The organism is Paenibacillus sabuli (assembly GCF_014705605.1).
GTDB lineage: Bacteria > Bacillota > Bacilli > Paenibacillales > Paenibacillaceae > Paenibacillus_D > Paenibacillus_D sabuli.
The window spans coordinates 1-5,205 of sequence record NZ_JACXIZ010000089.1 but is presented as its reverse complement, the minus strand read 5'-3'; the positions used below and the strand labels follow the sequence as shown (position 1 = coordinate 5,205).

The 5,205-nt window shown below is 56.7% G+C and carries 4 protein-coding genes and 1 pseudogene; 1 reads left to right on the top strand and 4 read right to left on the bottom strand.

Going from position 1 to position 5,205, the window contains the following annotated elements; all coding sequences use genetic code 11:
* The 3 genes and pseudogenes from IDH44_RS27075 to IDH44_RS26140 all read right to left on the bottom strand — a co-directional run.
* A partial coding sequence (locus tag IDH44_RS27075; RefSeq protein ID WP_317890265.1) for an immunoglobulin-like domain-containing protein occupies nucleotides 1-1,028 on the bottom strand: 1,028 nt, incomplete at its 3' end.
* Between the two features lie 21 nt (nucleotides 1,029-1,049).
* Nucleotides 1,050-1,811 (bottom strand): annotated as a pseudogene (locus tag IDH44_RS27505) (leucine-rich repeat domain-containing protein); the annotation flags it as partial.
* The gene (locus tag IDH44_RS26140; RefSeq protein ID WP_190921761.1) at nucleotides 1,738-1,899 is read right to left on the bottom strand and encodes a hypothetical protein; all 162 of its coding nucleotides are present in this window, start codon (nucleotides 1,897-1,899) and stop codon (nucleotides 1,738-1,740) included. The gene IDH44_RS26140 and the pseudogene IDH44_RS27505, both read right to left, overlap by 74 nt.
* Nucleotides 1,900-2,130: 231 nt before the next feature.
* Here IDH44_RS26140 and IDH44_RS26135 point away from each other — a divergent pair, with 231 nt between their 5' ends.
* Nucleotides 2,131-2,715, top strand: a complete 585-nt coding sequence (locus tag IDH44_RS26135) for a dihydrofolate reductase family protein (protein ID WP_190921760.1) — start codon at nucleotides 2,131-2,133, stop codon at nucleotides 2,713-2,715.
* A 573-nt stretch (nucleotides 2,716-3,288) separates the two neighbouring features.
* Here the strand turns inward: IDH44_RS26135 and IDH44_RS26130 are convergent.
* A partial coding sequence (locus IDH44_RS26130; RefSeq protein ID WP_190921759.1) for an S-layer homology domain-containing protein occupies nucleotides 3,289-5,205 on the bottom strand: 1,917 nt, incomplete at its 5' end.

Here is a 5,205-nt window from a genome sequence, read left to right as displayed (position 1 = left end):
ATCGACAGTGCTGCCTTATCGTCGGCGACCGCCTCCGCATCGGTCTGCACTTGCGGGATTACCGTCAATTCGAACGTCTGCGTATCGCTCTCTTCACCCTTGCTGATCGTCGCCGTCAACGTCACGCTCGCGGCGCTCTCCGTGTACACCGGACGCACCACCGTGCCGTCCGTGTCCACCACAGCCTCCTCGCTGCTCGACCACGCGATCGTCGTGCCGCTCGACCCGCTCGTCGGGAGCTCCACGTCCTGCGTCACGCTCGTGGCGCTGTCGCCCTGCACATACGTGATCGACAGCGCGGCCTTGTCATTCGCCACCGCTTCGGCATCCGTCATGCCGGAATCGATCTGGATGCCGGTCGTGCTTGGCACCGTGTAGGCGAACGGAGCCGGACTGTTGTCCGCAGCCGTTATCGTGGCGCCGCCTGGCAGCGTAATCTCGTTGTCTACGCCGATGCCATCCTCATCCAGCAGACCGGCAGCCACTTCATATTCGAAGCTCAGCGTCTGCAGAGCAGTCCCGCGCTCCCCCGTGTACGCCGCCTTCACAGTCTGCGTCGAGCCGGCATTGCCGATCTCAAGCGCGATCTCCGGGTCGCCCGTCACCGTCACCTCGTCGGCATAGCTGACCGTGAATGCCAGGACATCATCCCGTTCATAGGTCCCGTCAGCAGGCACCGCAATCGACAAGGGTACGATCTGGGCATCGAATGCCGCAATCGCATCCGTCAGCGCATCCGTCGCATCCTCGAGCGGCTGCGGGTCGGTCGTTTTGATGGCGTCCGCTACCGTCTGCCCCTCGTCAATCGCGTTCGACAATTGATCGAGCGCCGTTGCCGGCACTTGACCGGCTTCATCGCCCGCACTGTAATTGGATAATCGCGCGTTAGCCGAATCCAGGCCCTCGAACAACGCTTTTCCATACCGCTCGAAGGTATAGCTCATGTAATTTGCAAAGGTTTCAGCCGTCGAGTCAGGATGACCGACGATGGTCAAATTGTAATTGTTCTCAAAGGCATACCTTTCCAAGACCGCCTCATCGTTCAGAATTGTCGCCCGTTGAATCCCGTTCATTTTAAACGCATAATTTTCAACCAGACTGACGCTTCGCGGAAATACAAGCTCGGACAACCCGTTCTGTTCAAAGGCGTTGTTGCCAATGGTTGTAACGCCATCTGGAATCTCAATATGAGTCAAATGATTTCGGTCAAACGTATATTCCCCGATCTCGGTGATTTGACTCGGAAGCGTCACACTCGAAAGATTGTTCATGCGAAACGCATGATGTCCGACAGAGGTCACACTCTCCGGTATGACCACAGATTCAAGATTATTTCTTTCGAATGCCCGCGGTCCAATCGTTTGAAGGCCGTTCGGCAATTCAAGCGTTTCAAGCGCAGCATATTGAAACGCGCGAGCGGCAATGGACTGTAGCCCTGCCGGGAGCGTTACCGACTTCAAATTACTATTATTATTAAAGACGTCCTCATTAAGATAAATAATATTGTCCGGAATCACAACGCTGGTCAAGCCGTTGGTTTTAAAAGCAGCGCTCCCCATTGTGGTCAAGCCGCTGGGCAAGGTCACAGAAGTGAGTCCCTTATTGGCGAACGTCGAATTCGCGATGGACGTCACATCGTAGATCCCTCCTACTATTGCCGGAATGACAAGATCCGCGTCGCTGCCGGAATAGTCATCAATCCTTGCCTCCGTAGCATTTATTACGGCATAAGTGAAATCACCGTCCACTTCTGCATGAGAAACAGGCGTCGGCGCGATCGGCAAGATCGGGCAAAGCAGCGCCACAATCATCAAAACGATTGCCAGCTTTCGAGTTATAAAGCGGTTCCTTTGTATTTGCATCGGGTTTGATCAAGACCTTTCTTTGTTTTTTGGCCATCTTACCATTGCCTAATGAAAGATCTATGAAAGAATTTTGGGAAGATCAGCAAACATAAGGCCGGTTTCGTACACATTGTCGGGAAGCTGCAGGTGATGAGTAGAAGGGGAATGCGCAATCCATAAGAAACCATTCAAGTTGAATTGAGTTAAAATGTAGGGGATGTTGTTCAATGTAGGAATGAAGCGATCCAAGATAAACAAATAACAAATAAACAAAGGAGCATCCAAAATGAGAAAACTCGTTCTATTTTTGCACGCATCGCTTGACGGTTTTGTAGAAGGACCTAACGGGGAAATGGATATCGGCTGGATCTCCTACGATGCTGATTTGGAGCAGCACGCGAAAGGAATCCTCAGTACGGCGAACACCGTCATTTGGGGGCGCGGAACGTATCAGATGATGCACAGTTACTGGCCCTCCGTGCCTTCGAATCCGTCTGCTTCGCAGTATGAACGGGAGCATGCCGAATGGATCGAAAAAACAGAAAAAATCGTTTTTTCCACGACGCTGGACAAAGTCGAATGGAATAATTCCAAACTCGTCAGAGAAAATGTCGCAGAAGAGATCATCCGGCTCAAACAGCAGCCCGGTGAGGATATGGTCGTGCTCGGCAGCCCCAGATTCGCTCATCATCTGATGCAGCTTGATCTAATCGATACGTACAAAATTACGGTTTCCCCCGTCCTGATCGGGGACGGATTGCCGTTATTCCAGGGTCTCAAGGAGAAGGTCAATCTAAAGCTCATCGAAAACAAAACCTTCGATTCCGGAGCCGTCGGTCTCGTCTACGATGCGGTAAGTTCCGAGAATTAGCGCGCCTACATGCAAGATAGGTGACGAGGACAAGCCTCAACCTTTAGCTGTTTCACGCAGTGGGTCACGCGGCGGGTACGCGGGTGTGCGGCGGGTACGCAGCGGGTACGCAGCGGGTACGCAGCGGGTACGCAGCGGGTGTGGGCGAGTGTGCGGCGGGTGTGCATCGGATGTGCGGCGGGCATGCGGCCGTTAGCGCCACGGTGCCGGCGCATGCGCCACGATGTGGCCGAAAGTCAGCTCTAGCGGACATGGACATGGGAGACGCTTAGCGCCAATTTTTGACCCCCTCCCACGTGTAACGGTCATCAGGAACGCTTACCGGAGAGAATGGGCCAAATAGGTGGCTGCAACGACCGCTAAGCGTCGCTGGTGTCCGTTAGAGCTGTGCGTGCCTCCGATTAGTGCTCTAAGCGTCGCTAGTGTCCGTTAGAGCACCGAAGTTCCAGCCTTTACTAAGCTAATTCAATCGACGCTGCGGCTTGATTGCAGCTTAATTGCATCAAGCCATGCGATAAGGGATTGCAGAAAAAGAGCGCTGAAGCCAAATGGCTTCGGCGCTTTGCTTCTCAATTAATCAATCCAGCCCGCCGTCTGCAGCACTCTTCGCAACAAAGCGGCCGTCTCCTCGCGCGTCATCTCCGCTCCGGGCCTTACAGCACCAGTGGCATCGCCGCGCAGAATGTCCCACGCATGCAGCATCGCCATCGCCTCCCGCGCCCACGGCGCAATCTGCTCGGCGTCATTCCAGCCCGACAGCAGACTCTGTACCTGCTGATCGGTCAGCGTCGATGCTGTGCCCGTCAAGTCCAACGCGCGCCACAGCATCACGGCCGCTTCCTGGCGCGTCAGCGGAGCGTTCGGACGGAAGCTGCCGTCCGGATCGCCCGTGACGAGACCCGCTGCCGACGCCGCCGCTACTGTATCTGCATACCAGGCAGCGACGCTCACATCCGTGAATTGTGGCTGATCGCCAGTGCTTGCTTGCAGCCCCAGCGGCCGTACGAGCAGCATCGTGAGCTCCGCGCGTGTAATTGCACGCTGCGGTTCGAACGCTTCTGCCGATACGCCCCGGATCATGAGGCGTGCCGCCATATCCGCGATATCCGCTTCGCTCCAGCGTCCTTCGACATCGTCGAATGAAGGCGCGTAGCTGATGATCGCGAATTTGCCGGCCATGCTGCTGTACGCTTGCGCGAAGCGCAGATCTTCCGAGCGGGTCGGCAGCGGCAGTACAGTACCATCCTCGCCAATCCATACGATCGTCGGCGTCAGATCGTTCGCACGCGCTTCGTGCAGCGGTATCGATAGCGTGCCATATGCGCTCCAATCGGACAGCATGTGCTCGCGCTCTCCTTGGAGCATCGCGATGCTGATCCGCACAGGCTCGCCGATCCGCTGCCCTGGCAATTCGTCCAGCATGGCCGTGTCACCGTCCGGCAGCGCTCCGATTGCAATCCGAAGCCGCCTCTCCTGATCGTCCTGCCCTTCCTCGCGCATGTCGGGAAGCGGAATTGCATCCATGTTGAGCTGCAGGTCAGCCCCGGGCGCTTGCACCGCTAATGCAATGCTTTTATCCGCCAGCAATTTTGCCGTTTTTTCGTTCCATTCGACTGCCACGCCACTCGCACGCGCGAAATCCCGGGCTTCAACCCGAATCGAAGCTTGATTCGGCAAAGCGTCTAGCAGGGACAAGAATTGAGCTTCGTCGATCAGACGAATCAGATAAAGCGACTGTCCGTTCTCTTGCTTGATCTCGAACGCGGCAAGTCCAGACTTTCGTTCGCCGCCCATGACGAGTTCAATCAATTGGTCGTTCTCTTCTTTCGCCTGTTTGTCCGTTTCGCTCTCTTCCTCTTCCTCTTCCTCTTCCTCTTCCTCTTCCTCTTCCTCTTCTTCATCGACAGGCGGCGCCGCAAGTGCAATCACGCGCAGGGCAAAGGTTTTGGTCGCTTGCTCGGGCCCCTTGCGGATCGTCGCGATCAGCGTCACATCCGTGTCGCCATCCACATAGGAAGGACGTGTCACCGTCCCGTCCGCGTCGATCGCGCCGACGGTGTCGCTCGACCACGTGATCGTCGTCCCATTCGCTCCCCCGTTCGCGAGGTAGACTGAGCGTGTCACACTGGATGCGCTGTCTCCAGGAGCGTAGCCGACGGCCAGCGCATCTCGATCTGCCGCTACCGCTTCCGCATCATTCTCAGGAGGAGCAGGGGCTGCGATCACCGTCAGCGCGAACGTCTGCGTATCACTCTCTCCACCCTTGCTGATCGTCGCCGTCAGCGTCACAGCCGCGTCGCTATCGGTGTACGCCGGGCGTACCACCGTGCCGTCCGTATCGATCACGCCATCCTCACTGCTCGACCACGTGATCGTCGTGCCGCTCGAGCCGCCGGTCGGCAGGCCCACGTCCTGCGTCACGCTCGATGCGCTGTCGCCCGGCGCGTACGTGATCGCCAGCGCCGCCTTGTCGTCCGCCACGGCTTCGGC